Raw genomic sequence first — 25,887 nt, 5'->3', positions numbered from 1 at the left:
GAATAATATGGATTATCTTAATAGATTATCGAAAACTGATGTTGAATCAATTTGTAAACTGATTGGTTTGAGGGACTTGAAGCAAAACTTTCAGACAAATTCAAACGGTTTTAGCCGTATTAAGCCAGGGTTTCGACCCAAGACAATTTCGGATGAGGAAGCAGTCACGCTTACGGTGCAAAATGTAACCACAAGATTTATTTCAAAGTTTTTGAATGAAAAAATACAGTCCTTGATGGACAAAATTATTGGCGAGCAGGCAAATTTGATAGCGAAAGGAATACCGTCTGACGATGCACACATCATTGCGCTTGCAAACAGCCCGTTTTATGATAATTTGGATTTATATTTTCGCTTAGAACAACCTGTCCGTTCTTCAGAGGAAATTGGCGCATTAAAAATTGCGATACATATTGCAAAGAGAGCCCACAAACCCGATTCAGTAGAGGACGCTCCAACGGATCGGACAACAAAGCTGTTAAAGGAAGAACTTGAAGCGCAAAAGGAGTATGCGCGTAACAAGATTCAACAGGTTCAAGATTTACTGAAGGAAACCCAAGCAAGTTTGCAAGCAACGGCAGAAGATGCTACTCGGTTACGCGATGAAAAGGACGAGCTGAAAAATAAGTTGGATTTGAAGGAAAAAGAACTTACCAGATATCGTGCATTGGAGAAATACTCAATTAGTAACAGAATAGATACAACGGATGCAAAGTATCCTTTCAAGTCCCTTTGTAAGGTTTTCTGGGCAGACGGATATGTGCGTCTAAAGAGACTGTCGGATATCCATCATGATGAAATCACAGGAGATTATCTGGAAGAATTTCCGACACAAAGAGACTTGTTCAGCGATCAGAGATCAGGAACTTTTCAGGAAGGATATGTTGGTGTTTGGGATTGGCATGTGATTCCCAATAAAAAAGATCCAAGTAGGGACTTTATTGAAACCAGCTATAGTTCGTCTCAGCCAACGCAAATTATAATTTTTAAGGAATGTGATTCCGTTGAGAAAATCATAAAGAAGTTGACTGTGGGAGTGTCTGAAAAAATTTACTGTGATGGTGTTCTCTTTGCTTATTGGAATGGTAAAAAGTATGAAGGCATCTACTGCCATCCCAAAGATCTTGATATTAAAATTGATCGTATTTCATTAAAGCAGGATGTTTTCAGGCTTCCTGTTTTTGAGGTGTTTGCTTCAATGCTGTATCAGGCTGGAGATTGCCAAGTTTGTACGGCCTTGAATTTTGGAATGCCGACGAAAGTAGTAAATGTCAAAGATTCTATGGATGTTTTGAAGGCATTGCTGCGCAAACGGCTGACATGGGCGACATCCAAACAGCGGGGGATTACAAATGCAGCGCATCAGCAAATCACAGCGTATTTGCAAGAGTTGCCGAACAAGGATTTCGTGCAAGAGCTTGCGATGCAGTGTAATTGTACAGAGGATGAAGCGAATGAACGGATTCGAAAGTTTGTACAGAATGCGGACTCTTATCTTTCTGCTACAGATATTGAAGATGAAATGCTGAGCCGCATTATTCAGCAAAATTCCGAATTGGAGAAACGTTGTAAAGAACTATTGACAACCGAATGGGAAAAAGAAAATTCTGAAAAAATTCAAAAAGTAGAAAATGAATTGATGCAACGGAAAAATGCGGCAAAGGACGAAAGAATACGGGTGGAACAACTGACAGAAAAATATGAAGCAGTTGAGCAAAAACTGAAAGAATCAAATGAACAGCTGGAAGAACGTGAGCAGCTGACTGCCGAAGTAGAACAAAAAGTAGCAGAAAAAATTGCAAAAGCACAAAAAGATGCGGCTGATTTTATTGCGGCACAAGCATTTCTGCCGCAGATCAATCGCATAGGTGAAAAACAGACGGTTTCAGTGACAGTATTTTCATCGTTTACTTCTGGTAAATCAATGGACGATAGAGTTGCTGTCCTAAAAAATTCAGACGATGTCATAGAGTATCTGGCAGATAATTTGAAGGAAGCAGGTGTTCAGGAAAGCTATACCAGAGGGCTCGCAGCTTATCTCTATTCGGCATACAGATATCGAACGCCGGTGTTGCTTGCAGGTCCGAATGGTTTGGCGATTGCACAAGCTTTCTCGACGACGCTGTTTAGTAGAACCGTTGCAATATTATCGTGTGTGGGAGATTATACGGAAAAGGTTTGTAAGGAATGCAAGGAATCTGAGGATAATGTGGTCGCAATTATGAATCCATTCTGTGCTGGGTGGACACAACAACTTCCGACGGCTGTTTTTGATTCTGGTAAATTCTTCTTTTTGCTGTCACCGTATGCAGAAGATTTGCAGGTGGAGCCGATGGGAATATCGAATTATGTGTTGCCGCTGATGACGGAGTTCTTGGTAGATAAAAAACCATCGTCGGTATTTGTTGGCAGCGAGCTCAGTCCGGATTTTGATAGACTTCCTATGCCGAAAGTACGGCCAATTCACAAGAATTTCTTGACAAGTCTCGGATATAGTACTTTGGCAAAGAAAAATCTTTGGAGCGTTTTTGCAAATATAGAATCCATACTGAAAGGTGAAACATCTGACACGGTTGGATACAGATATTTGTTTGGACTTTTACCTTTTGCAATTATTGCGGGAAAAGCAAACCTTTTGATGGAACAGCTTGAGAAAGATGAAAGTAAGCCTTCAAAGAATATTTGTACGATGATACATGAATATCTCGGTGGTGAAGAATGACACTGCAAAACAATTTGATTCCGATTATTGCAAAAGCATATAGGATTGAACGTGGAACAACAGAACCTGTTGAGCAATGGCGAATGCGTGTGATTTATAGTATGCTTGGGCAGATGGCATACGCATCTCTGTGGGATGTAGAAGAAAATGAACAACCTGTTTCAGTTGTCCATTTTAAATCCCGAATGAAAAAACTCATTGAAAGCTATTGTGACATATTCAATGATCTCCACAAATCTTTTGGCTATAATTACGAAAATCTGCTGGAGGAAATTTATACGATTCAACTTAATGGTGGGACGCTCTATCATACGTCATACCGACTGGCTCCGAACCAATATTCTTGTGCGAGTGCAGAGCAAATTTTGTTTACAAGAGGAATGGCTCCCGGAGAAAAACGATTTGTTAGTGGGCAGGGAACATATCTGCTTTCACAGGAAAAGCAATCCATGAACTCTCCGCAAAGAATGTTTCAACTTCCAGAAAAAACATTGATTGAAACATGGGAACACTTGATGAGAACTGCAAAGTGGAGCTTGTTTCATCAAAATGAATCTGTCGAATTTTTGCGGTTGGAACCGCCATTCAAATATGGATACTGGCAACGACAAAAGGAAGAAGATCACGAAGTATCTCTCATCCGTATGGGCATAAATGAAAATCGATTTTACTATCTTTATAAAGAAAAAGAGGGGAAATCTTTTGTTAGCCAACTCCCGACGTGGATGACGGATGGACATCGCTACCGTAGGGTGTCGAATGCTCTTTTGGCAGCAAAAGATTCCTTGCCGGTAGCAATTTATCATGAAGATGGTCCTATTGTTACACTTGCACTTCGATATCTGATGCCCGCAGAAGAATTGGATTTTATAAAGTTATACAGTTGGCCGACCTCCTGCATTGAATTGCCGCACGATTTTAATCGGATTTTTGCGAAAGATGTGTTCTACGCAGTAAAGACAGCGTTAGAACCGATTGGATACCAATTTGTAAAGGAATGATAAAATGTCAAACGGAGCAAATTCGATTCATCAGAAGCTTCGCCATGATCTCGAAGACTATATCAAGGCACAGTATTTTGGAAAGTCACCACTTCTGCTATCAGCTGTGGAACAGCATTTGGATGACGAGGGACTTCTGTATCAAAAACCTTTTATTGAGTCATCACCGGCTTATAAAAGTGTAAAAAATGGCATTGCAAATGCACAAATCCCGGATTGGATGAAATCTTACTTTTCAAAACTCTCAGATGCGGGAATTGGTGTATATCCGAATCCATTCGTTCATCAAATTCAAGCACTTGAAGGAGCTGTGCAAGGGCGGGATTTGTTCGTTTCCACGGGTACTGGCTCTGGTAAGACAGAATGTTTTATGTGGCCGCTGATGGCAAAACTGGCAGCAGAAGCAAAAAATAGCCCGGATACATGGTCAATGCGAGGAGTTCGTGCGATTATTATGTATCCCATGAATGCGCTCGTTTCAGATCAGTTGAGTAGATTGCGGCAGCTGATTGGCGATCCGGACGGAAAATTTGTAAATATTTTCCGTTCTGTTTGCGGGGAAAGTATGCGCCGCCCTCAATTTGGAATGTATACGGGACGCACTCCTTATCCGGGCAATGATCCAGTGACCAGTGAAGACAGAAAGCTTGAAAAGACATTGGCTCGAATGTCGTTCCCTCAAAAAGAATCGGAAAAAGTCTTCTTTGAAGCATTACAGCATGAAGGAAAAATTCCGGCAAAAGCCAATATGCGCACTTTTTTGGAGGGATTACATAATGGACGACATATCCCAGATCCAGAAGATGCAGAGTTGATCACTCGATTTGAAATGCAGCAATGTTGCCCGGATATTCTCATTACAAACTATTCCATGCTGGAGTATATGCTTCTTCGTCCAAGAGAGACTGGAATTTGGCAGAAAACAAAAGAATGGCTTGACGCAGATAAAAATAACAAATTACTCTTCGTGATTGATGAAGCGCATATGTACCGTGGCTCGTCAGGTGGAGAAGTTGCGCTTTTGATTCGGCGGTTGTTCCACAAACTTGGAATCACGAGAGAGCGAGTTCAATTCATCTTAACGACTGCCAGTATGCCAGATCGAGATCAAACAGATAAGGACTCTGTATATGAGTTTGCACATGAATTGACGGCAGCAGATGGTTCGATTCCGTTTTGCTATCTGACCGGCGAAAGAGAGCAGATTGATACAACAATCGCCAGAATGATTCCACTGGATAAATTTCAGTGTGCAAATACGTCTGCATTTGAAGGAAATGAGGAAGCCTGTCTTCAGGAATTGAACCGTTTTTGGAATGGAGTTGAGGGGACGAGTGCGCCATTTCAAAATCTGGCGGTAGCATGCCAGTGGATGTACGATAATTTGATTTTTTATAAGCCATTTCATGTGCTTATCTCAAAGTGCCGAGGAAATGCTGTATCGCTTGCGGAACTTGCTGAGGAAGCATTTCCGGACATTGAAGACGAACAAGCTCTAAATTATGTCAGTGTTCTTCTGGCAATTGCTCCGCTTGCGAAAAATCAGAAAGGTGCAATTTTGTTCCCGGCACGGATGCACATGCTGTTTAAGGGAATGAAAGGCGTTTACGCTTGTGCAAATGAAGGCTGCCCACATTCCCATACGGATGGAACACTTACGTTGGGAGAGATATTTTGGGCAGATGGACATTTAACGTGCCCACATTGCCACAGTGTTGTATATGAACTATATAATGACCGGCGTTGCGGAGCATTGTTCTATAAAGGCTATGTTCTGGATGATGCAATCGGAACACACCAGAGAACATATTTGTGGCATTATCCCGGTCAGGTGTTGGATTCGCAGATGAAGGAAGTTCATCTTTATTTGCCGCCTGAGGATTATGAACTTCCTGAAAAGCAGGGAAAGAATGCGATCCGGCCCTGTTATCTGGATATCAAGAATGGATTTATCAATTTCCGTGACGATTCAGATGCAGGAAGAACAGGATTTCGGAAACTGTATTACTGCAACTTTGAACAGAAAAATCGCCCGCGAATCTTGACATTTCCAACATGTCCGCATTGCAGACACTTGCTGTCGTCTTCGCAACTTACGTCTTTTAGTACACGTGGCAATCAGTCTTTTTACAACTTGATAAAAACACAATTTGAGCAGCAACCTGCCGTAAGTGGAAAAGATAATGATCCGGAACGTCTGCCAAATGAAGGACGAAAGGTTCTCTTGTTCTCGGATAGTCGGCAGCGTGCGGCAAAGCTGGCGCGTGATATGTCGGATTCCTCGGACATCATGGCGGCACGACAGCTTTTTGCATTGGCCATTTACAATATGGAACAATCCATAACAGAGCGTTCCATGAACGATCTTTATGATTATTTTTGCCTTGCAGCAGGACAGCATCATGTACAGATTTTTCATGAACCGGAACGTGAAAAATTTGGCGCAGACTGCAACATTGCATTGAGCAATTATGAGCGCAGCACTCGCCGAAATCGTGAGTATACACCTCGGTTTTCTATTGCAAATGCGCCGACACAGATGCAAAAAGATTTGCTTCGGCTGTTTTCTGGCGGTTATAATACGCTTTACGATTCTGCCACGAGCTGGATTGAGCCAACAGAGCAGGCACTATTTGATAGCATTGATGAACTTGAAGAAAATGGTATCTCCGTAGAAGATGAGGAGTTTCTTGAACTCTTTAATGCGTGGATGATTTCAGTGTGTGACGATGCGACTGCATTGGGACATACGATTCCGGATGAGGTGCGTTTGGAAGTACGTCGCAGTTATGATTTCTACGGATTGGCAAAGGAGTGGAATTTCACAAAGACCGTTCAGGGAATCATGGGGTGGACGGATGATTCCAATGACTTGAATGTCTTGCGGAGAGTTTTGAAGAATAACTTCCTAGATTCGGCACAACCGGATAATGGAAGGCTGTATGTTGATCTTCAACGGGTGAAGCCCCGATTTGATGCAAAACATAAATGGTATCGGTGTGAACAATGCTCTGAAATCACACCGTATCTCCTGCGAGGAAAGTGTCCGAGTTGTGGTTTTACAGGAACTCATGTATTGAACGAGAAAGAATATCAATCACTGGATTTTTGGAGAAAACCTGTTGTAGATGCGTTGAAAGGCAATAAAATCCATGTGATCGATACGGAAGAGCATACTGCACAACTTTCCCATAAGGATCAAAGGATGGATTTGTGGAGCCAAACAGAACACTATGAATTGAGATTTCAGGATTTGATTCAGGAAGGGGAAACGCCGATTGACATTCTTAGCAGTACAACCACGATGGAGGTCGGTATTGATATCGGCTCTCTGGTAGCAGTTGGGCTGAGAAATGTTCCACCTATGCGAGAAAATTATCAGCAGCGCGCAGGCCGTGCAGGTCGGCGAGGCGCAAGCCTTTCTACTATTGTAACCTTCTGTGAAGATGGACCGCACGATACGCTATATTTCAATAATCCGGTTCCGATGTTTCGTGGCGATCCAAGACGACCATGGATTGACATTCGGAGCGAAAAGTTATTGCAACGGCATTTGAATATGATTGCATTACAGGAGTTCCTTGCCTCAAAGCACTCAAGCTTGGACGAACTGCCTGCAGTGCTGTTTCTGGATGAAGTGCTGGATGAGTTTATGGATTTTTTACAGGACTTTAAGATACCACGAAAATCTGCACTCGTGCCAGCAAACGCTGTACTGGATATGGATGCTTTCAGAAATGAATTTGCTGAAAGCCTAAAGAACCTGAAAGAAAAGCGAAACGCGCATCCGGAGCAGTTTGAAGCAATACCGAACGCTTCGGCGAACAAACAGAAAACATTACTGGATGCACTTTATGAAGAAGGAATCATACCAACCTACTCTTTCCCTAAAAATGTGGTCAGTACATATATTTCCGATATGAATGGAATCCTTCGTTATGAAGTGGATCGCGGATTGGATGTTGCAATTAGTGAATATGCACCGGGACGCTCAATCGTCGTGGATAAACAAACCTATCAGATAGGAGGATTGTATAGTCCCGGAAGTGATCGGGTATACGGTCAAGCAACGACACCCGCAAGGGCTTATATGGATGATGCAAACTATCTGAAGAATATTCTGACTTGCCCGGATTGCGGATGGTTTGGTCTTGCAGATGAGCGGCCAGATGCTTGTCCGTTCTGCGGAAATCGTGCATTGGAGGAAGGAAGGCAAATGCTCCGACCGTGGGGGTTTGCACCTAAAAATGCAGAGGCAGTACCGGATGCACAGCTGGAAGAGGAATATTCATCGGTTCAACCGCCGCTATATTCGACACTTCCGGATGCGGAGGACATTCAACCGATTTCCGGCTGCAAGAATATCCGGATGGCTTCTCGCACAAACCAGCGAATTATTATGGTGAATCAGGGACTTGGAAACAAGGGATTTATGGTATGCCCGGATTGCGGTGCAGCAATGCCGGGTGACAATGAAAAGACATTGGATGGAGTTTTACGACCCTATAAATCGAAATATGCCCGGAAACCGTGTAGCCATAGAAATGCAAGAAATGTCAATATTGGATATGATTTCATCACGGATATGCTGGTATTGGAAATCAAGCTGGATGAACAGAAGATGGATATTCATCGAACGGATAATCCTTGGCTGACGAGGGCAGCTCAATCGCTGGCAGAAGCATTTCGTTTGGCGGCGAGCAAAGAGTTGGACATTGAGTTCACAGAACTTGTTACAGGATACCGAATCCGGACCAATAATGCCGGGGCGTTTGTGGATGTTTATCTATACGACAGTTTATCCAGCGGTGCAGGATATGCAGTCAGCGTAGCGGACAATATTGAAACGTTATTGAATCGAATCCGTGAGCTTTTGGCTTCTTGCGACTGCGGTAACGCTTGTCACAAGTGCTTAAAGCATTATCGAAATCAGTATGTACATGGTCTACTTGATCGTTTTGCTGCATTAGAACTCCTCGATTGGGGAGTAAATGGAGAGCTGGCTGATTCATTAACAGTAGAGGGACAGAAAGCACTGCTGCTCCCGCTGGAATCGATTTTGCGAGTATCAGGATGCACGCTCCTTGTTACGAATAATGAAATTGTAGCGAAGCACCGAGGACGAGAAGTAAAACTTGTTGTATATCCGGCTATGTGGAAGGAACCACGTGAGGATGGAACGATTTATGTGAGTGACGCTTACATAAAGTATGCAAAGCCGTATGCAGTTCAGAAGATTTTGAATGTCTGATAAGATAATAGAACCCTATATTATGTAAAGTGTGCAGGAGAGTGTGCTAGATGACTGAACAGGAAAAGCTCCACCGCGCAAAACACTATATTGACAGCCTTGCCAATGGGGTGAATCCACTGGACGGAACGCCGATTCCAGAACAGGACATCGTGAATAACGTAAAGATTTCTCGATGCCTGTTCTTTGTATCCGATGTCCTGAGAAAACAGCTTGATGGTCATGAACCTAAAAAGGTGTCCGGGAAGGATAAGAAACAGTTTTACATTACGGAAGAGGAAAAGCTGCAATATATACCGTCCAAAACGCCGATTCCCGCTAGCGGAATCAGCTATAAAGTAAATGAGATTCTGGACGAAAAGAAAATGCGGAAAGTCTCCTATAGAACAATCACAGCGTGGTTAGTAAAAGTTGGACTTATGGAGGAGGAAGAAATATCAGCAGGGAAATGTCGCAAGGTTCCAACTGCCAGCGGTATTGCGATGGGAATCACTACTGAAATACGTACAGGAGTACGTGGAGAATATCCATGCGTGGTTTATGATGAGAATGCACAGGAATTCGTGATAGAAAATCTGAATACAATCATGAATCCGACGGATGATTGAAAAATCCCCAGTCTGTACCGATTTTAGTCGGTTTAGACTGGGGATTTACTCATTAGATCATCTTAAAATGCTTCAATGCCTCCACGATCGCATCCTCTTTTTCCTTCGGACACTGGGGCTGCTTCGCATTTTCATTTTTCGCTTTATGGTAATTCTCTCGCTCAATAATGCCGTGTTTCTGCTTCACCTGTGCAATATAGAGATTGGATACCTTCAACTGATGGTGTTCCCACACATAATCCCGAATCTCGTTGTAAGTTGCCTTGTTCTCCGCAGCAGTCACATCCAACTCGTCCATGCTGACGTCCACTCCGATATGCCGCTCGACATTGAGTTTGGTCAAAAGGAGAACCGCTTCAACGTGCTTCGTCCTCGGAAACAGATCCACCGGCTGTACCTTCTCTGCATGGTATCCCTTCTGCTCCAGCCATGCGGCGTCTCGGGCGGCGGTGGCGGGGTTGCAGCTGACATACACCACCCGGCGGGGGGCCATGCGCACCACGGCAGAGAGTGTGGCTTCATCGCAGCCCTTGCGGGGCGGATCCAGCATTACGATATCCGGGTGCAGGCCCTCGGCGGCCAGCTGGGTGGCAGCCTGTCCGGCATCGGCGCAGAAGAAGCGGCTCTTGGCAGCTACGGCCTCGCCCATGCGGGCGGCGTTGGCCTTGGCGCTCTCGATAGCCTCCGGCACGATCTCCACGCCGATCAGCTCCCGGCATTGATCTGCCATGGAAAGGCCGATGGTGCCCATGCCGCAATAGAGATCCAGCAGCGCGTCGTCCGGGGTCAGCTGCGCGTACTGCGCGGCAACGCCGTACAGCCGCTCGGCAGCCAGCGTGTTGACCTGATAGAAGGACAGCGGCCCCAACCGCACCGGTACGCCGCAAAGAGTGTCCTCGATGTAGCCCGGGCCATACAGGATATGGTTCTCACTGCCCAGAATGACATTGGTGTTTTTGGCGTTGACGTTGAGCAGGATGGTGCTGATGGCAGGAAACTGCTCCCGCAGTGCGGCACAAAGCTGCTCTGCATGGGGCAGCTTTGCCCGGGTGCATACCAGACACACCATGATCTGCCCGCTGTGCGCACCGCGCCGCAGGAAGATGTGCCGCACCAGCCCCTTGCCGCTCTGCTCGTCGTAAGGGCGGATGCCCTGCTGTGCAAAAAAGGCGCACAGCGCATTGCCGATTTCGTTCAGCACGCCGGGCTGCAACTTGCAGTCCGGGCAGGGGACGATGCGGTGGGTGCGCCCGGCGTAGAAGCCGATGCAGGGTACGCCGTTTTTGTCCACGCCCACAGGGAACTGCACCTTGTTGCGGTAGCGGTCCACCTCCGGGGAGGGTAGGATATCCAGCACCGGAACCTCCAGCCCGCCGATGCGGCGGAAGGCGTCCAGCACGCTTTCCTGTTTGGCGCGCAGCTCTGCGGCGTAGTCCAGATGCCGCAGGCTGCACCCGCCGCAGGGGCCTGCTACCGGGCAGTCCACCGGAATACGATCCGGCGAGGGAGTGAGCAGCTCGTCCAGAATGCCAAAGGCATACCGGCCGCAGTCCTTCACGATGCGCACCCGGGCTTCGTCCCCCGGGGCAGTGCCGGGCACGAATACGGCCTCGCCATCGGCACTGTGGGCAACGCCGCTGCCGTCGCTGGAAAGGCGCTCGATGCGCAGGGTCAGGATCTGGTTTTTCTGTAAAGGCATGGTTTCTCCTTGTGTGATGGGCTCAGGTTACAGTTGGGCAGGGTCTGCCGGGTCGGCGTCCTGCTGGGCGGCAAAATACTTGCTGGGCGGCACGCCTTTGGCGCGCTTGAACACCCGCGAGAAGTAGAACTGGTCAAAGAAGCCTACCGACACCGCCACCTCTGCAATGGAAAGACTGCCGGCGCGCAGCAGCTTGCAGGCTTCGTTGATGCGGTACTCGGTCAGGTAGTCAATGGGGCTTTTGCCCACGTTCAGCATGAACACCCGGTACAGGTGACTGCGAGAAACACCCACGCTCTTGGCTACGTCGTCAATGGAGATGTCGTGGGAGTAGTTGAACTGGATGTACTTGATGGCATTCAGCACATACTGGCTGGAGGAGGAGGCCGTGTGGGGCTTGCCTGCGCTGGTCTCCCGCATCAGAGCAGCGATGAACAGGTACAGATACCCCACCATGGCGGCTTCGTCCTGCGGCTGCAGCCCGCGGGAGGAGTAGATGTTGTTCAGGGCTGCCCGCATCCCGTCCGGGTCGCTGGTGTGGTGCACAGGGGCATCGTCCGTAAAGGGCAGCTGCGCGGCAAGCTTGTGGGCACAGGCACCGTTGAAGCCTACCCAGCTGTACTCCCACGGCTGCTGCTCGTCGGCGGTATAGCGGATCAGCTGGCTGGGACGGGCGAAGAACAGATCGCCCTCGCTCACCTCCCAAGTGCGGCCGCCCACCTCAAAGATGCCCTTGCCGGATACCACCAGATGGATCAGGTAGTGGTCACGGATGCCGGGACCCCATGTCTGCCCCGGAGCGCACCGCTCCAGGCCGCAGTTGAAGATGGACAATTCAATGTTGTTGGTGTAATTCTGCTTAAAGGATTGCTTATAAACGTCTGGCATGGCAGCTTTACCTCCGTCCTGTCACATTCTGCACCCAGTATACCATAGAACACCCTGCAAATTCAACAAAAGTACATCTTATTCTTTGCGCCTGACGCCGAAATTTGGATTTTTAAGGCAAATAAATTGAAAAATCGCCCGAAATGCATTACAATAGGCAAAAAAGCAGAATCGTTCATTCTTGAGGGGAGGAGCTGTCATGGCCACCAGTGCACAACTCAGAAAACAGATCCTGCAGGGCAGCTGGGACGCCGCACTTGCTGCACTTTACGGGGCAGACCCGGCGGTGCTGCAGCGGCAGCGCGGGCGCTATGCGGCTGCGCTGGAGCAGTTCGAGTTATATTTCGGCCCCGGGCGGCAGGTGCAGGTGTACTCTGCACCCGGGCGGGCAGAGCTGGGCGGCAACCACACGGATCATCAGGGCGGCTGCGGTCTTGCGGCTGCGGTCACGCTGGATCTGGTGGCGGTGGCAGCCCGCAGCACGGATGGCTATGTGCGGGTCAAGTCCCGGGGCTTCAACAAGCTGGATGTCATTGATCTTGCCACCGCAGAGCCGCAGGCAGGGGAGAGCACCCACTCGGCCAGCCTGATCCGCGGCATTGCCGAGGGCTTCCGCGCGGTGGGCAGGCAGATCGGCGGCTTTGACGCCTATACCGCCAGCGATGTGCTGCGCGGCTCCGGGCTGTCCAGCTCGGCGGCATTTGAGATGGGCATGGCCTCCATCTGGAACGAGGAATACAGCACCGGGCTGACCCCGGCAGAGCTGGCCGGCATCTGCCAGTATGCCGAAAACACCTATTTCGGCAAGCCCAGCGGACTGCTGGATCAGCTGACCAGTGCGGTGGGCGGTATTATTTTTGCAGATTTTGCCGATCCGCGTGCCCCAAAGATCGAAAAGCTCCATGCGGACGGTCTGCTGCCGGAGGGGATGTTCCTCTGCGTCACCGATACCCGGGGCAGCCACAGCGAGCTGACCGGCGAGTTTGCAGCCATCCGGCAGGAGATGGAGCAGGTGGCTGCCTGCTTTGGCAAGCCGCTGCTGGGTCAGGTGGAAGAGAGTGCGTTCTGGGCGGCACTGCCTGCCCTGCGCAGCCGTTGCGGAGACCGTGCGGTGCTGCGGGCGATCCATTATTTTGAAGAGAACGCCCGTACACTGGCGCAGCGGGAGGCGCTTTATGCAAGGCGATTCCCGGTGTTTGCAGAGCTGGTCAAACAGAGCGGACAAGCTTCCTTTGCGCTGTGCCAGAACGTGTACTGCACAGCGGATGTGCGGCATCAGGGGCTGTCAGTGGCTCTGGCTCTGAGCCAGAGCATCCTGCAGGGCAGTGAGGGCGCATGGCGGATGCAGGGCGGCGGCTTTGCAGGTACCATTCAGGCTTATGTGCCCGGGCGGCTGCTCAAGCGGTACCATACAGCCATCGAGCAGGTGTTCGGGCAGGGCAGCTGCTATGTGCTGCGCCTGCGGGAACAGGGTGCAGTCCGGGTGATCTGAACATAAAAATAAGCCGTGCATGGCCGGAAAGCTCCGGGATGCACGGCTTTTTTATGGCTTACTGCTGCAGAGAAAAGGGCTGGGGGAGAGAGTTTGTAACGGGACGATCCTTTCTCTGCTGTTGGATACTGTCCAGATACTGGACGGTAGTGGTGGCGGCTTCGCTGGTCACACCAAGCAAACGGGCGAACTGCTGGTACAGCTTGATGCCGGTCTGTACGCCTACCTTGATCATGCGGAAAAACAGCATGGGCACAAAGGTGAAGGAGAACGAGAGCAGCCCGCCCTCCCAGAAGAAATCACCGAAGTGCAGGTTATCAAAAAAGCTGCCGACAGCATCGCCGAATTCGCTTCCGCCAAAGGCAGTGCGCTGCTCTTCTGGAGAAAGCGCTGCATAGGAAGCAGGCAGCTGAAGCTTTTTCATAAAGAGGAACACTCCTTTCAGGTACGATAAAAACTTAGCACAGGGCTACCAGCGTAGGCAGGCAGTTCTGCTGCTCGGTCTCCTGTGCAGCGTTCTTGTTGGCCTTATACTCGTCAACAGACTCCTTGATGGCGGTCACCAGATTCTTGACGGAGAGATAGATGCTGCGGGCCTGAATATAGGCGTAGTAGCCGCCCAGACCGGCCAGACCGATAGAAGCTACCTTGCTCCAGGTGTTCAGCTGACCCCAGTAGTGCCCCACGGCATCACCAACGTCCAAACCATCGTTCAAGGCATTCTGCATACCGGAGACAGCGCCTTGGAATGCATAACGGCCCATCATGCCCAGCAGATTTACAGTAACGGTCATGCCAAAGGCCATGACCTGCTGCGGGGTGATATTGATGGAAAGAGCACCGCCCTCGGTGTAGGTCATCTCCTCGGCAGAGAGCACAGCGTAGCCGGCAGGCAGCTGCAGAGGGCGCTGATATGTATGATCCATGATGGAAAACTCCTTTCGCACACAGAACTCCCCAAGGGGCAGTTCATCTAGTAACTGAATTGTAGCATATCTGCACAAAAATGACAAGAGAGCGCGGGTTTAAAAATCATGATACATTTGTGAATATATTGTGATGAGCATTTACAAAATAGACTGTGATACGATATAAATACAAAAAACAACCGTTTTTATCACAGTGAAAAAATGTTGTAGAGGAAAGCAGGACCGTAAAAATAAAAAACAACAAAGGCATCTGCCCGTGCCCGCTGCGCAGGATACAGCAGGGAAAGCAGATGCCTTGTGGCTTTGCAGGATAGAAAGCAAAAGGGGAGTGGACGTTTAACGCTTTTCCGGTACACGCTCATACAGCGTGGTCAACGCAGCGATGTGCCCGGCCAATGCTGCGGGCAGGGGCTGCGTCAGCCGCCAGCGCCAGTTTGCACCCTGTGTGCTGGGGGTATTGATGCGGGCCTCGCTGCCCAGATGCAGCCAGTCTGCCAGCGGGATGATGGCGGTATCCGAAACGCTGGCAAGGCAGGCGCAGATCATGCCCTCGGTCAGGGTCTCCGGTGTGCAGCGCAGGTACCGGCAGGCGTAGGCAACATCCTCGGCACTGGCGTTGCTGCGCCAGCCCTCGGTGGTCACGTTGTCGTGGGTGCCGGTGTACACCACACTGTTGCGGGGGTAGGTGTGGGGCAGATAATTGCCCGATTCCCGGCTGTCGAAAGCGAACTGCATGATCTTCATGCCCGGGTAACCGCTCTCGGTCAGCATATCCTTCACCTCCGGGGTCAGGTAGCCCAGATCCTCGGCGATGATATTGCCGCCGCCCAGCGCCTGCTGCATGGCGTGGATAAAGTCCCGGTCAGGGCCTTTTTCCCAGTGACCGCCCGCAGCCGTGGTGCTTCCGGCGGGGATGGAATAGTAGCTCTCAAAGCCGCGGAAGTGGTCGATGCGCACCACATCATAGATGGAGGTGGCGTGCTTCATGCGCTGCTTCCACCAGCCAAAGCCGGAGGCCTTGTGGGTGGGCCAGTCGTACAGCGGGTTGCCCCACAGCTGGCCGTCTGCCGCAAAGGCATCCGGCGGACAGCCGGCTACATGGGTCAGATGCATCTGTCCGTCGGTCTGGAACAACTCCGGATGAGTCCACAGGTCGCTGGAATCCGGGCTGACGTAGATGGGAATATCACCCACCAACAGGACACCCTTGCGGTTGGCATAGGCTTTCAGTGCGTTCCACTGAGTATAGAAGAAGAATTGCACTGCCTTGTGGTAGCAGATCTGGTCAGCCAGCCGTGCTTTTGCGGCGGCAATGGCTTCCGGCTCCCGGCAGCGCAGGGCGTCCGGCCAGTCGGCAAGGCCAGCCTGCCCCTGTTCGGCCTTTACCGCCATGAACAGGGCGTAGTCCTCCAGCCAGAAGCTCTGCGCTGCGCAGAAGGCTTCGTAAGCAGGGGAGGGAGCCGCCAACAGCCGGTCAACAGCCTTTTTCAGCAGCACCGGGCGCTGGTTGTACAGCGCACCGTAGTCGACGGTGTCCACCGGCTGCGCGGCGGGGAGCTCTTCGGCGGTCAGATAACCGTCTGCCGCCAGTAAACGGAAATCGATAAAGTAGGGGTTTCCGGCAAAGGCGGAAAAGCTCTGGTAGGGGCTGTCACCGTAGCCGGTAGGGCCGATGGGCAAGATCTGCCAATAGGTCTGCTTTGCCTCGGCCAGAAAATCAACGAATGCGGTCGCTTCACTGCCCAGCGTACCGATGCCAAAAGGCCCCGGCAGACTGAACACCGGCATCAGAATGCCGCTTGCACGCATATCGTGCACCTCCTTAGCCCTTTACAGCACCGGCCACGACACCCTCGATGATGTACTTCTGGCAGGTCATGTAGAGGATAATGATGGGGATGATCGCAATGATAATGCAGGCCATCATGGGAGCCAGCTCCACGCGGCCGTAGCCGCCGCGGAAGTACTGGATGGCCATGGGAATGGTGCGGTACTTCTTGATATCCAGCACCAGCGTGGGCAGCAGGTAGTCGTTCCACACCCACATGGTCTCCAGAATAGCGGTGGAGATCATGGTAGGCTTCAGGATGGGGAACACGATCTTGAAGAAGATCTGGATGGGGTTGCAGCCGTCGATCATGGCGGCTTCCTCGATCTCCATGGGCACGCTCTTCATAAAGCCGGTGAACATGAACACGGCCAGACCGGCGCCGAAGCCCAGATAGATGATGCAGATGTTCCAAGGGGTGTTCAGCTTCAGCCGGTCAGCGGTCTTGGACAGGGTGAACATGACCATCTGGAAGGGGACGACCATGGAGAACACGATCAGCAGGTTCATAAACTTGCTCAGCTTGTTGTTCACACGGGTCAGGTACCAACCAGTCATGGAGCAGCACAGCAGGATCAGCACCACGCTGGTGATAGTAATCAGAAGGCTGTAACCCATGCTGGAGAGAAAGTCCATCTTGGTCACGCCATAAACGTAGTTGCGCAGTCCGGCAAAAGTTTCGGCGGTGGGCAGACGGAACACCGTAGAGGTGGTAAAGCTGCCCTCGGTTTTCAAGCTGTTCAGCAGGATCAGCACGATGGGGTAGATCCACAGCAGGCAGAGAAGCACCATTACAACAGCAAGGATGACATCCCAAGTTCTTTTCTGTTTCGACATTACTGCTGCACCTCCTTAGAGCGGGTAAAGTGGAGCTGGATCAGCGAGATGACCACAACGATCAGGAAGAACACAACAGCCTTTGCCTGACCGATGCCCTTCCACTGCGCACCGGAGCGGCCGTAGAAGGTGTTGTAGATGTTCAGGGCCAGCATTTCACTTGCGTTGGCGGGCTCGCCTGCGGTCAAGGCAACGTTCTGGTCGAACAGCTTGAAGCTGTTGGTCAGGGTCAGGAAGGTGCAGATGGTCACGCTGGGCATGACCATGGGAATCTTGATCTTGAACAGGATCTCGCGGTCGTTAGCACCGTCGATCTTAGCAGCCTCGATCAGGTCGCCGGGCACGCTTTGCAGGCCGGCCACATAGATGATCATCATGTAGCCGATCTGCTGCCAGCACATCAGGATGACCAGACCGACAAAACCGGCCTTGGCATCCAGTGCCAGCAGGGGCTTCTGCAGGTTCGCCAGCACACCGTTGAGCAGAATCTGCCAGATGTAGCCCAGCAGGATGCCGCCGATCAGGTTGGGCATAAAGAACACGGTACGGAAGATATTGGTGCCCTTGATGCCGCGGGTCAGCACCAGTGCAATGGCAAAAGCACACACATTGATAAGTACAGTGCTTACCACGGTAAACGCCGCCGTAAAGCCAAAGGCGTGCAGAAAGGTGGAATCCTGAAATACCGAGAGGTAGTTCTGGATGCCCACAAAGGTGGTCTTGGAAACGGTAGTGAACCGCTGGAAGGACAGGTAAACGCCCCAGATAAAGGGCCAGATGAAGCCGATGATAAAGGCGACCAGAGTAGGAAGCACAAATATCGGCCAGTATTTACTAATGGCTTTTTGCATGATATACCTCCTCAGGGAGCTGTCTGATAAAAAAGAAAGGAGACGGGCGAACTTTTCGCCCGCCTCCCATTTTAGTTCTTAGGGAGATCTCAGGTCAAAGGTTTAGCCGTTGGCCAGCTTGTACTCCTTGGCCCAGCCGTCCACAAATGCGGTGACAACGTCGTCCCACTTGCCGGTACCTGCTGCGTATGCAGTCAGAGCGCTGCCCACGCCGTTCTTCCACTCCTCGGAAGGCATGGTGGAGAAGCACCAGTCAACACTGGTCTTGCCGTCGGCCACATACTGGTTTGCAATGGTAATCAGGGGGTTGGTGGAGTCCTTGGCCTTCTTGAAGGGGATGACGAAGCCCATCTTGTCAGCCATCGCGCTGGTGCCGGCCTCAGAGGTGACACACCAGTACAGGAAGTCCAGAGTAGCCTGAATGTCAGCCTCGGAAGAGGTGTTGTTGACACACCAGAAGTTCTCGGAACCGGTGCACAGACCCTGATTTTCCTCGCCGTCCACGCCGATGTAAATGGGCAGCATACCCAGATTGTCGTCGCCCAGATCCTTCACATCATTGTAAGCCCAAGTGCCGTTCTGATAGAACACGGCCTTCTTGCCCACAAACTCAGCAACAGCATCATTGCCGGTCTTGGAAGCCAGCAGCTTGGGATCGCAGGTGGAATCGGTGATGTACAGATCCCAGATCTGCTTGTAGTTGTCCAGATAGGTGCCCTTGATGGCGTCGGTGGAGCCAATGCCGTCTGCCTTGTACTCGTAGTAGATGGGCAGGTTTGCCAGATGGGTCTTGAAGCGCCAGTCAGAAGAACCGTCCATGCCGGCAGAGGTGAAAGCACCGTCCACGCCCAGCTCAGCCTTACGGGCCTGAATGTCATCAGCGACCTTCTTCAGGTCGGCAAAGCCCTTGATGTCCTCCTGCTTGTAACCGGCAGCGGTCAGCAGTTCCTTGTTGTAGATGATGCCGTAGGTCTCAATGACGTATGCAATGCTGGTAACAGCGTCGCCATCCTTCAGTGCAAAGGAATCGCTGGTCAGCTCGCCGTACAGCTGGCTGCCGGACAGATCGTAGCAGTAATCCTTCCAGTTTGCCAGACCAACAGGGCCGTTCACCTGGAACAGGGTGGGAGCCTCGCTCTTCTCCATCTCGCTCATCAGGGTGGTCTCGTACTGGCCGGAAGCGGCGGTGACAACGGTCACAGGCACGCCGGTCTCCTTGGTGTACTCAGCGGCCAGATCCTGCCAATCCTGATCCTGCTCGGGCTTGAAGTTCAGGTAGTAGACCTTGCCGTCTGCCTTTGCAGCGGCGCTGGAAGCAGCGGTAGAACTGGCAGCAGAGGAAGCGGTGCTGCTGGAAGAGCCACCGCAGGCAGCCAGACCCAGAGCAGCGGCAGAAACGCCAGCGGCCTTCAGGAAGTTACGACGAGTGATCATCTTTTTCATAATAAGTTCTCCTTCTTATTAAAATTACAGATCAACTATATACTCTCCGTCCTTCGACGGAGGGAATACAAAATTTAAATGGCCCTTACGCTTTCGCCCTGCTGCAATTCCGGCTGCAGGGTCACGGTCTGGGCAGGGGAGCCATGTTCGATCTGCCGCACCAGCAGCTCGATGCTTTGCAGTGCGATCTGCTCGCTGGGCTGAACAATGGTGGTCATCACCGGCACGCAGTAGCGGGACATCGTGATGCCGTCAAAGCCGATCACCGAAACATCCTCCGGTACCCGGAGCCCGGCGCTCACCAGCGCCCGGATGGCACCAAAGGCGATGACGTCGCTCATGGCGAACAGGGCGGTGAACTCTGCTCGGCGGGCCAGCAGGCTGTTCATGGCGTGGTAGGCGGACTCGAAATCGTAGTTGGACAGGCCGTACAGCTTGTCGTTGAACAGGATCCCCGCATCCTCCATGGCCTGCTGTGCACCCTTGCGGCGCATCACGCTGGGATAGCTGGTCACCGGACCGCCCAGAACGGCGATCTTACGGTGTCCCTGCCGGATGAGGTAGTCCACAGCGGTATAGGCCGCTGCCCGGTCATCCACGCCCACCATGGAAAGGTTGGGAAAGTTCAGCTCATCTGTGACCAGCGTGGTGAGTACCGAAGGGACATTGATGCTGTCAAAGCCCCGTTGGAAGTTGGCCACGCTGCCGCCCAGAAAGATGATGCCTTTGGGTTTGATCTCCCGTAGGATCTTTTCGGCGGCGTCGATCTCGTTGGCGTTCTCGTCCAGATAAGAGACAATGCCGTTGTACCCGTACAGGGTGGCGGCGCGCTGGAGCTGCACCAGAAAATCGGAAAAGAAGATGTTCCGGGTGCCTTTAACTACAAACACCAGACTGCGGGACTGCTGGATCTTCAGCTGTCGGGCGTTGGTGTTGGGCACGAACCCGGCCTCCCGCATCACTTTCAGAACGTGCTCCTTGGTCTCCGGGCGAACATCCGGCCTGTCGTTGATCACACGGGAGATGGTGCTGACGGAGCAGCCACTGATCCGTGCGATATCCTTGATGGTCAGATTTGCCATGTCGGCGGGCCTCGCTTTCTGAAAGTGTTTCGGGAACGTTGTCGGGAACGTTTCCAGTGACATTAGTATGGCACATTCTGTATAAAAAATCAATAAGGTTAATTCAACTTTGTACAAGGTGTGCAATGAACTGCCCTGTGTTTGTGCAGTTTGATTTGCGGACAAAGCAGCAAAACTGAAAATACCGATAATTCCCGGTACAAGTCAGAAAAGACCGGAAATTATCGTACCGCTTTGTAACTTTTTGCACGACACTAGTAGAGAATTTGTAATTTGTATACAAGAACAAAGCAGCGGAAATGTTCCCAAAAAAGCTCTGGCAGTGTATTCGGAACAGCTGTGGTGCGAGAACTGTTGTCCAAAACGGGTGGATCGAGCACCGCTTTGCGCCGATGGATAGAGCCAAGACGATGGAGCAGGGGGAGATGCTGCGCCCAAAACGCAGCAAAAAAAGCGCTCTCACCTTGTCATCGGTGAGAGCGCTTTGCTGATTGCTGATTATTTTGATCGGGTTGGTTTTTTAAAGATTAGTCGCTGACGTAGGGCATCAGAGCAACGTGACGAGCACGCTTGATGGCGATGGTCAGTGCGCGCTGATGGTAAGCGCAGGTGCCGGTCACACGGCGGGGAATGATCTTAGCACGCTCAGAGACGTACTTACGCAGACGGGGAACGTCCTTGTAATCGATGGTGTCGATGCGATCGACACAGAAGCTGCAAACCTTCTTGCGGCCGCGACGCATGGGGCGTGCGGGGCGAGAGCCTTCGGTTCTTTCAAAAGCCATTGCTTATTACCTCCTATTGGATTTTTAACGGATGGACCGTTTCGTGTCAGAACGGCAGGTCATCGCTGTCGTCAATAACGGCGAAGTCGTCTGCATTACCGGCAGAATAGCTGGGAGCTGCCTCCACGGCGGCCGGGCGGGCAGGCGCTGCGTTCTGGTAGGACGGAGCGGCATTCTGATAGCCGTTTCCGTTGCCTGCATTGCTGCTTTTGGGGCCTGCAAAGTTGATGTTGTTTGCCACAACCTCTACTGCGGTGCGGTTGTTGCCGTTCTTATCCTGATACTGACGGGTCTGCAGACTGCCTTCAATGGCGATCAGGCTGCCCTTCTGGAAATACTTGCTCACAAACTCCGCCTGCTGACGCCATGCAACGATATCAATGAAATCGGCCTGACGTTGCTCGCCCTGACGCGCAAAATTGCGGTCGCAGGCAATGCGGAAGCTGCACACATTGGTCCCCTGCGTAGTGGTACGCAGTTCCGGGTCTGCCACAAGGCGGCCCATGATAGCAACAACATTCAACATAGTACGGTCTCCCTTTCTGTCACAGAAGAATTACTCCTCGTGAGCAATGATCAGGCTGCGCATAACGCCTTCAGTGATCTTGTACACACGGTCCAGCTCAGCGGGGAAGCTGGGCTCGCTGGTGAAGTTGATCACGGTGTAGACGCCCTCTTCCTCGTCGTTGATGGGGTAGGCCAGACGGCGCTTGCCCCACTCGTCGATAGAATCGATCGTACCGTTAGCCTCGATCAGGGACTTGAACTTACCCACCAGAGCGGCGGAAGCCTCCTCGTCGAGAGCGGCGCTGGTAATCAGCATGGTTTCGTACTTTGCCATTTTTGTAGCACCTCCTTTTGGACTTGAGGGCCCTGCGGATCTGCAAGGCCAAGGGTACACAGGCTGCGGCATCGCGGCCTGTGCGGCGTGTCTGTTCAGACAGCAATTTATTATAGCAAGCTTCTTTGATTCTGTCAAGCTTTTTTGACAAAAAGTGCGATAAAAAATGTTTTGCATTTTTTGGTAAAAAGGACTATAATGTATACGCTTTCCTGTATTATGGCAGGGCCGGAGCTCCGGTAATGGCAGGGAAGTGGGAAAAATAAAAGGAGGATAATCCATGTATTCGTTGTTTCGAGATCTGGCAATCATCATCTTAAGCGCGAAATTCTTCGGACTGGTGGCGCGTAAGTGCAAGGCTCCGCAGGTGGTGGGTGAGATCATCGCCGGCCTGCTCATCGGCCCCTGTTTGCTGAATCTGGTGCAGATCAGCGACTCCATCTCCATCTTTGCAGAGATCGGCGTTGTGATGCTCATGTTCACCACCGGCCTTGGCACGAACCTGAAAGAGCTGATCAAGGCAGGCCCCATCGCCACCCTGATCGCCACCGTTGGTGTGGCTGTGCCTTTGGTGGGCGGCACCTTATTATATGGTGCGTTCTACGGCTTTGCCGCAGTGGGCAGCCCGGAGTTCTACCGTGCGCTGTTCATCGGCACCATCATGACCGCCACCAGCGTGTCCATCACGGTGGCTACTCTGCAGGAGCTTGGTCACCTGAAGAGTTTTCTGGGCACTACCATCGTCAGCGCCGCTGTCATTGATGATGTCATCGGCATCGTGGTGCTTACCTGTGTTCTGGGCGCCAGCAGCGGCACCGGTACGGGTCTGGGCAAGGTGCTGTTCAACACCCTGCTGTTCTTTGCCACCGCACTGGGCGTTGGCCTTGTGGTGCACTACGCCATGAAGTGGCTGGACCAGCGCAACCCCCATACCCAGCGCATCACTATTGTAAGTATGGCGTTCTGCTTTGCTATGGCCTACATTGCAGAGGAATACTTCGGCATCGCCGATATCACCGGCGCTTACATTGCAGGCATCGTGCTGTGCACCATGGATGACGCACCCTATGTGGAGCGCCGGGTGGATATCAGCAACTACGTTATCTTTGCGCCGATCTTCTTTGCGTCCATCGGCCTTAAGACCGATATCAGCGGCCTGACCCCGGAGATTTTACTGTTCTGCGTCTGCTTCGTGGTGGTGGCACTGATCACCAAGATCATCGGCTGCGGTCTGGCTGCAAAGATCTGCCGCTTCAACTGGGACGATTCCCTGAAGGTCGGCGTCGGTATGATGACCCGCGGCGAGGTGGCACTGATCGTGGCACAGAAGGGCCTGGCTATCGGCGTGGTAGACCCGGTCTACTTCACCGCTGTGATCCTGCTGATCGTGGTGTCCAGCGTGGCAACTCCGCTGGCACTCAAGGCCATGTTCACCAAGCGCCCGCCCGTGCCGCATCCCAGTCAGGCAAAATAAATCAGGTTTGTTTGGGGTTCCGAAACGTCTGCGGGCATTTCTGAACCCCTTTTTCATCTGAGTATATGCAAAAACGGGGCTGCTGCACATGGTTTCGTGCAGCAGCCCCGTTTTTATCATTTGCGCAGCATATTTACAGCGTTTTGCAGAACTCCTTCAGGTAGGCGCGGAACTCCTCGCCAATCTCGGGGTGCTGCAGTGCCAGCTCCACCTGAGCCTCCACGACCTTGAGCTTGTTACCCATATCGTAGTGCTTGCCGGTAAACTCCACAGCGGTCATGCCGCCGCGGGTGCGGGCATACTCTGCCATAGCATCGGTCAGCTGGATCTCGCCGCCGGCACCGGGCTTGGTGTGGGCAAGGATCTCGTAGATCTCCGGGGTCAGCAGCACGCGGCCCAGAATGGAATAGTTGCTGAACTCCTGCCCCTTCTTGGGCTTCTCGATCATATCATCCACAAAGAAGTAGTTGTCGTGGAGGGGAGTGGTCTTTAAGCTGCAATAGCGGCTCACGTCCTCCCAAGGCACAGCGGATACGCCGGCAGCCGGGCGGCCGAACTCCTCGTAGGCGCGGATCAGCTGGGCGCAGACCGGATTCTCGCCCCAGATCACGTCGTCGCCGTAGATGACCACAAAGGGATCATCGCCGGTAAAGGCTTTGGCGGTGTTGACTGCGTGACCCAGACCCAGCGTCTCCTTCTGGCGCACGAACAGAATGTTGGCCATATTTGCAATGCCCAGACACTCCTCCAGCATTTTTTCCTTGCCGGGCTTAGCCAGCTTTTCCTCCAGCTCGGGGCTGCGGTCAAAGTGATCCTCAATAATGCTCTGGTTGCGGCCCAGAATGATCAGGATATCGGTAATGCCGGAGCGGACGGCCTCCTCCACCAGATACTGAATGGCGGGCTTGTCCACGAGGGGCAGCATTCCCTTGGGCATTGCCTTGGTAGCGGGCAGCACACGGGTGCCAAGACCCGCAGCCGGAATAACGGCCTTGGTGACTTTTTTCATAATGATTCTCCCATATTCTCATTTTATGCACGGCGAACCGCGCTTTTCAGCAGGATCCCCATCCTGCGTGAACCATGGTCAGATAAAGGTGCCTACCAATGCATTCAGGTTCGGCCCCAGCAGCATGGAGCAAAGGCTGCCTACGATCATCAGCAGGATGAACGCGCCAATGCAGGCTGCAATGCTGACACCGCCCTGTGCGTTCAGCACAGCGCGGCGCTGCTCCGGATCCGGGAACTCGGCACGGATGCGGCGGATGCGTGCCGCAGCGCTGCGGCGGTAGAACCATTTGCCGTACAGCCCCCGCACCAGCATCAGTGCAAAGCTGAGGAAAGACATGATGCGGCTCAGCGCCACCAGTGCGGAAGCACTGATGCCGGCGGTCAGCGGGCTACCGGTGGTCTGCATCATACTGATCAAAGTAGGGACGAACAGCAGCAGCTCTGCGGCCAGAAAGCCGAAAGCGGGCTTCCATGCCTTGCGGTAGAAAAAGTAGAACGGGCCGAACAGCAGCGCCGAAAAGCTCATGGAGATCTTGGAATGGCGCAGCTGCATCTGGCTGTAATCATTCAGATAGACCGGTGCAGCCGTGCCGATATAATCCACCCAGTCCTGATAAGGGACACCATCGATCAGCTCGTCCTTGCCAAAGGCCGCGCGCACGTTGCGGTGCACCGGGTCGATGACTTTTTCGGTAAAGCTGCGGTACATTTCGTCCCGGTACATCCCGCTGTAATCAAAATCCCGGTTCTGCTCGGCGCTGGCGGCAGCGCGGTCGTTGGGCTGCTCTGCGCTCTCGGGGGGCAGGGCAGCGCCGCAGCAGCGGCAGACGCTCTCGCTGCGCAGGGTACGCTCCCCACAGGCGGGGCAGGTACGCAGCTGGGCATCCTGATAAGGGAACTTCCACTCGTAGCCTGCGCCATGGGCAGGGGCGTGGATGCACAGACCCATTTTTTCGTAACAGGTGCGGTGGTAGGGTGCACCGCAGTCCGGGCAGACCACGATGTCGTCCTGAAGGGTCAGCGGCTTGCCGCAGCCCTCACAGGGACAGCCATAATATTTCGGCATGATATCCTCCTGTGAAATCGATCATACTGGTATTATACTCCCCCGGGAATGAAAAGAAAAGGTGAAAATCTTTAAAAAT

20 protein-coding genes are annotated in these 25,887 nt (G+C 51.9%); 6 read left to right on the top strand and 14 right to left on the bottom strand.

Annotated features, from left to right (window positions below; all coding sequences use genetic code 11):
- Positions 1 to 7: 7 nt before the first annotated feature.
- Genes WMO20_RS01610 through WMO20_RS01595 form a run of 4 tightly spaced genes read left to right on the top strand, consistent with a single transcriptional unit; the run spans position 8 to position 9,582 of the window.
- Positions 8 to 2,722 carry a hypothetical protein gene (locus WMO20_RS01610; RefSeq protein WP_349185625.1) on the top strand — a complete coding sequence of 905 codons (2,715 nt, stop codon included), beginning with the start codon at positions 8 to 10 and terminating at the stop codon, positions 2,720 to 2,722.
- Entirely contained in the window at positions 2,719 to 3,723 is a 1,005-nt protein-coding gene (locus WMO20_RS01605) for a hypothetical protein (protein ID WP_349185624.1), read from the top strand. Before WMO20_RS01610 ends, WMO20_RS01605 begins: the two co-directional genes overlap by 4 nt.
- A gap of 4 nt (positions 3,724 to 3,727) precedes the next feature.
- Positions 3,728 to 8,974 (top strand): DEAD/DEAH box helicase, encoded by a 5,247-nt coding sequence (locus WMO20_RS01600; RefSeq protein ID WP_349185623.1) that lies wholly within the window; start codon positions 3,728 to 3,730, stop codon positions 8,972 to 8,974.
- Positions 8,975 to 9,024: 50 nt separating this feature from the next.
- Positions 9,025 to 9,582 (top strand): hypothetical protein, encoded by a 558-nt coding sequence (locus WMO20_RS01595; RefSeq protein WP_349185622.1) that lies wholly within the window; start codon positions 9,025 to 9,027, stop codon positions 9,580 to 9,582.
- 52 nt (positions 9,583 to 9,634) lie between these two features.
- Here the strand turns inward: WMO20_RS01595 and rlmD are convergent, their stop codons facing one another.
- Together rlmD and WMO20_RS01585 are read right to left on the bottom strand one after the other, a co-directional pair.
- Complete coding sequence (gene rlmD, locus WMO20_RS01590) at positions 9,635 to 11,281, bottom strand: 23S rRNA (uracil(1939)-C(5))-methyltransferase RlmD (RefSeq protein ID WP_349185621.1); 1,647 nt, start codon at positions 11,279 to 11,281, stop codon at positions 9,635 to 9,637.
- 27 nt (positions 11,282 to 11,308) lie between these two features.
- Positions 11,309 to 12,169, bottom strand: a complete 861-nt coding sequence (locus tag WMO20_RS01585) for an AraC family transcriptional regulator (protein ID WP_112090097.1) — start codon at positions 12,167 to 12,169, stop codon at positions 11,309 to 11,311.
- Positions 12,170 to 12,368: 199 nt separating this feature from the next.
- Here WMO20_RS01585 and WMO20_RS01580 point away from each other — a divergent pair, with 199 nt between their 5' ends.
- Complete coding sequence (locus WMO20_RS01580) at positions 12,369 to 13,661, top strand: galactokinase (protein ID WP_316544239.1); 1,293 nt, start codon at positions 12,369 to 12,371, stop codon at positions 13,659 to 13,661.
- A 58-nt stretch (positions 13,662 to 13,719) separates the two neighbouring features.
- On the opposite strand, the gene WMO20_RS01575 is transcribed toward WMO20_RS01580, so the two are convergent.
- The 10 genes from WMO20_RS01575 to rpsF form a co-directional block, all read right to left on the bottom strand.
- Complete coding sequence (locus WMO20_RS01575; RefSeq protein WP_112090095.1) at positions 13,720 to 14,085, bottom strand: hypothetical protein; 366 nt, start codon at positions 14,083 to 14,085, stop codon at positions 13,720 to 13,722.
- A 34-nt stretch (positions 14,086 to 14,119) separates the two neighbouring features.
- Positions 14,120 to 14,587 (bottom strand): hypothetical protein, encoded by a 468-nt coding sequence (locus WMO20_RS01570; RefSeq protein ID WP_308564862.1) that lies wholly within the window; start codon positions 14,585 to 14,587, stop codon positions 14,120 to 14,122.
- Between the two features lie 339 nt (positions 14,588 to 14,926).
- Positions 14,927 to 16,399, bottom strand: coding sequence for a 4-alpha-glucanotransferase (malQ, locus tag WMO20_RS01565; protein ID WP_349185620.1), 1,473 nt, complete (start codon positions 16,397 to 16,399; stop codon positions 14,927 to 14,929).
- Positions 16,400 to 16,412: 13 nt separating this feature from the next.
- Positions 16,413 to 17,255, bottom strand: coding sequence for a carbohydrate ABC transporter permease (locus WMO20_RS01560; protein ID WP_349185619.1), 843 nt, complete (start codon positions 17,253 to 17,255; stop codon positions 16,413 to 16,415).
- Positions 17,255 to 18,106, bottom strand: a complete 852-nt coding sequence (locus tag WMO20_RS01555) for a carbohydrate ABC transporter permease (protein ID WP_055185145.1) — start codon at positions 18,104 to 18,106, stop codon at positions 17,255 to 17,257. The genes WMO20_RS01560 and WMO20_RS01555 overlap by 1 nt, the downstream gene beginning before the upstream one ends.
- Positions 18,107 to 18,208: 102 nt before the next feature.
- Positions 18,209 to 19,549, bottom strand: a complete 1,341-nt coding sequence (locus WMO20_RS01550; RefSeq protein WP_349185618.1) for an ABC transporter substrate-binding protein — start codon at positions 19,547 to 19,549, stop codon at positions 18,209 to 18,211.
- A 74-nt stretch (positions 19,550 to 19,623) separates the two neighbouring features.
- Positions 19,624 to 20,631 carry a LacI family DNA-binding transcriptional regulator gene (locus tag WMO20_RS01545; protein WP_349185617.1) on the bottom strand — a complete coding sequence of 336 codons (1,008 nt, stop codon included), beginning with the start codon at positions 20,629 to 20,631 and terminating at the stop codon, positions 19,624 to 19,626.
- A 527-nt stretch (positions 20,632 to 21,158) separates the two neighbouring features.
- Entirely contained in the window at positions 21,159 to 21,416 is a 258-nt protein-coding gene (gene rpsR, locus WMO20_RS01540) for a 30S ribosomal protein S18 (protein ID WP_015538096.1), read from the bottom strand.
- Positions 21,417 to 21,462: 46 nt separating this feature from the next.
- Entirely contained in the window at positions 21,463 to 21,942 is a 480-nt protein-coding gene (locus WMO20_RS01535) for a single-stranded DNA-binding protein (protein ID WP_349185616.1), read from the bottom strand.
- Positions 21,943 to 21,972: 30 nt separating this feature from the next.
- Entirely contained in the window at positions 21,973 to 22,257 is a 285-nt protein-coding gene (gene rpsF / locus WMO20_RS01530; RefSeq protein ID WP_005923879.1) for a 30S ribosomal protein S6, read from the bottom strand.
- A gap of 280 nt (positions 22,258 to 22,537) precedes the next feature.
- Here rpsF and WMO20_RS01525 point away from each other — a divergent pair, with 280 nt between their 5' ends.
- Entirely contained in the window at positions 22,538 to 23,731 is a 1,194-nt protein-coding gene (locus tag WMO20_RS01525; RefSeq protein ID WP_113992043.1) for a cation:proton antiporter, read from the top strand.
- A gap of 133 nt (positions 23,732 to 23,864) precedes the next feature.
- Here WMO20_RS01525 and WMO20_RS01520 read toward each other — a convergent pair whose 3' ends face one another.
- Positions 23,865 to 24,740: a UTP--glucose-1-phosphate uridylyltransferase gene (locus WMO20_RS01520; RefSeq protein ID WP_349185615.1), complete on the bottom strand. Its 876-nt coding sequence runs from the start codon at positions 24,738 to 24,740 to the stop codon at positions 23,865 to 23,867.
- 78 nt (positions 24,741 to 24,818) lie between these two features.
- A complete protein-coding gene (locus WMO20_RS01515) occupies positions 24,819 to 25,808 on the bottom strand; it encodes an RING finger protein (protein WP_349185614.1) in 990 nt (329 codons plus the stop codon).
- Positions 25,809 to 25,887: the final 79 nt, after the last annotated feature.

The organism is Faecalibacterium intestinale (assembly GCF_040096575.1).
GTDB classification, from domain to species: domain Bacteria; phylum Bacillota; class Clostridia; order Oscillospirales; family Ruminococcaceae; genus Faecalibacterium; species Faecalibacterium intestinale.
This window is presented reverse-complemented; position numbering and strand designations above follow the sequence as displayed.

Excerpts from the sequence above, each read along its gene's own strand:
- WMO20_RS01515 (WP_349185614.1), bottom strand. The coding sequence starts at position 25,808 with ATGCCGAAATATTATGGCTGTCCCTGTGAGGGCTGCGGCAAGCCGCTG.
- rlmD (WP_349185621.1), bottom strand. The coding sequence starts at position 11,281 with ATGCCTTTACAGAAAAACCAGATCCTGACCCTGCGCATCGAGCGCCTT.
- WMO20_RS01575 (WP_112090095.1), bottom strand. The coding sequence starts at position 14,085 with ATGAAAAAGCTTCAGCTGCCTGCTTCCTATGCAGCGCTTTCTCCAGAA.
- WMO20_RS01535 (WP_349185616.1), bottom strand. The coding sequence starts at position 21,942 with ATGTTGAATGTTGTTGCTATCATGGGCCGCCTTGTGGCAGACCCGGAA.
- WMO20_RS01570 (WP_308564862.1), bottom strand. The coding sequence starts at position 14,587 with ATGGATCATACATATCAGCGCCCTCTGCAGCTGCCTGCCGGCTACGCT.
- WMO20_RS01550 (WP_349185618.1), bottom strand. The coding sequence starts at position 19,549 with ATGAAAAAGATGATCACTCGTCGTAACTTCCTGAAGGCCGCTGGCGTT.
- rpsF (WP_005923879.1), bottom strand. The coding sequence starts at position 22,257 with ATGGCAAAGTACGAAACCATGCTGATTACCAGCGCCGCTCTCGACGAG.
- WMO20_RS01585 (WP_112090097.1), bottom strand. The coding sequence starts at position 12,169 with ATGCCAGACGTTTATAAGCAATCCTTTAAGCAGAATTACACCAACAAC.
- WMO20_RS01600 (WP_349185623.1), top strand. The coding sequence starts at position 3,728 with ATGTCAAACGGAGCAAATTCGATTCATCAGAAGCTTCGCCATGATCTC.
- WMO20_RS01555 (WP_055185145.1), bottom strand. The coding sequence starts at position 18,106 with ATGCAAAAAGCCATTAGTAAATACTGGCCGATATTTGTGCTTCCTACT.
- rpsR (WP_015538096.1), bottom strand. The coding sequence starts at position 21,416 with ATGGCTTTTGAAAGAACCGAAGGCTCTCGCCCCGCACGCCCCATGCGT.
- WMO20_RS01545 (WP_349185617.1), bottom strand. The coding sequence starts at position 20,631 with ATGGCAAATCTGACCATCAAGGATATCGCACGGATCAGTGGCTGCTCC.
- WMO20_RS01595 (WP_349185622.1), top strand. The coding sequence starts at position 9,025 with ATGACTGAACAGGAAAAGCTCCACCGCGCAAAACACTATATTGACAGC.
- WMO20_RS01525 (WP_113992043.1), top strand. The coding sequence starts at position 22,538 with ATGTATTCGTTGTTTCGAGATCTGGCAATCATCATCTTAAGCGCGAAA.
- WMO20_RS01610 (WP_349185625.1), top strand. The coding sequence starts at position 8 with ATGGATTATCTTAATAGATTATCGAAAACTGATGTTGAATCAATTTGT.
- WMO20_RS01520 (WP_349185615.1), bottom strand. The coding sequence starts at position 24,740 with ATGAAAAAAGTCACCAAGGCCGTTATTCCGGCTGCGGGTCTTGGCACC.
- malQ (WP_349185620.1), bottom strand. The coding sequence starts at position 16,399 with ATGCGTGCAAGCGGCATTCTGATGCCGGTGTTCAGTCTGCCGGGGCCT.
- WMO20_RS01560 (WP_349185619.1), bottom strand. The coding sequence starts at position 17,255 with ATGTCGAAACAGAAAAGAACTTGGGATGTCATCCTTGCTGTTGTAATG.
- WMO20_RS01580 (WP_316544239.1), top strand. The coding sequence starts at position 12,369 with ATGGCCACCAGTGCACAACTCAGAAAACAGATCCTGCAGGGCAGCTGG.
- WMO20_RS01605 (WP_349185624.1), top strand. The coding sequence starts at position 2,719 with ATGACACTGCAAAACAATTTGATTCCGATTATTGCAAAAGCATATAGG.